Source organism: Klebsiella sp. CSG-1, from assembly GCF_056521145.1.
In genome coordinates, this window is sequence record NZ_JBWNLD010000034.1 from 1 (window position 1) to 1,024 (window position 1,024).

Below are 1,024 nucleotides of genomic sequence, written 5' to 3' on the forward strand. Positions count from 1 at the left end.
AACCCGATCATGATGAGCGCCGGAGAATTGGAGAGCGGGAACGCGGGGGAGCCGGCGAAATTGATCCGGCAACGGTACCGTGAGGCGGCGGACAGGATCAAGAAGGGGAAGATGTGCTGCCTATTCATCAACGATCTGGACGCGGGTGCCGGGCGGATGGGCGGGACGACGCAGTACACGGTGAACAACCAGATGGTTAACGCGACCCTTATGAACATCGCGGACAACCCGACGAACGTGCAGCTGCCGGGCATGTACAACAAGGAGGACAACCCCCGCGTCCCCATCATCGTCACCGGAAACGACTTCTCCACCTTGTACGCGCCCCTCATCCGTGACGGCCGTATGGAGAAGTTCTATTGGGCGCCCACTCGCGAGGACCGTATCGGCGTCTGCAAGGGTATTTTCCGCACCGACGGTGTGGCCGACGACGACATCGTCGTACTTGTCGACACCTTCCCCGGCCAATCCATCGATTTCTTCGGTGCTTTGAGGGCGAGAGTGTACGACGACGAAGTTCGGGGATGGATTAGTGGAGTGGGAGTGGAGTCGATCGGGAAGAAGCTTGTGAACTCAAGGGAAGGTCCTCCGACATTCGAACAACCCAAGATGACTCTAGCGAAGTTGCTCGAATACGGGCACATGCTGGTCCAGGAGCAGGAGAACGTGAAGAGGGTGCAGCTTGCCGACAAATATCTCAAGGATGCGGCGCTCGGAGATGCCAACCGGGATGCCATGGATCGGGGGGCTTACTAATTCCGCTCTTAGACAGACAAATGTTTTATCGTTTGTTTGTCTGCGTTAAGGTTGCGCTGATCCCATACGTCTCGTCGCAAATCGATCCGAGTCGAAGATGGATCTTTCAATAATGGCTGATGATCGATGCTCATATGGTTGGATACTAAGCAGTTTGTTGTGTTCATTTTTGTGTCTTGATTTTGAACTTGTTTCTTCTGCAAATCGTGTCTAGATAATTCTAAGTGTTCATAGCTTTGGTTGATTGCTGTCATGAGCTATGATTTTC

1 protein-coding gene is annotated in these 1,024 nt (G+C 53.5%); it reads left to right on the forward strand.

The genetic code is table 11. From position 1 onward, the window contains the following. Positions 1-756: ribulose bisphosphate carboxylase/oxygenase activase (locus tag AC007G_RS28280; protein WP_479466763.1), on the forward strand; the 756-nt coding region annotated here is incomplete at its 5' end. Positions 757-1,024 lie beyond the last annotated feature (268 nt).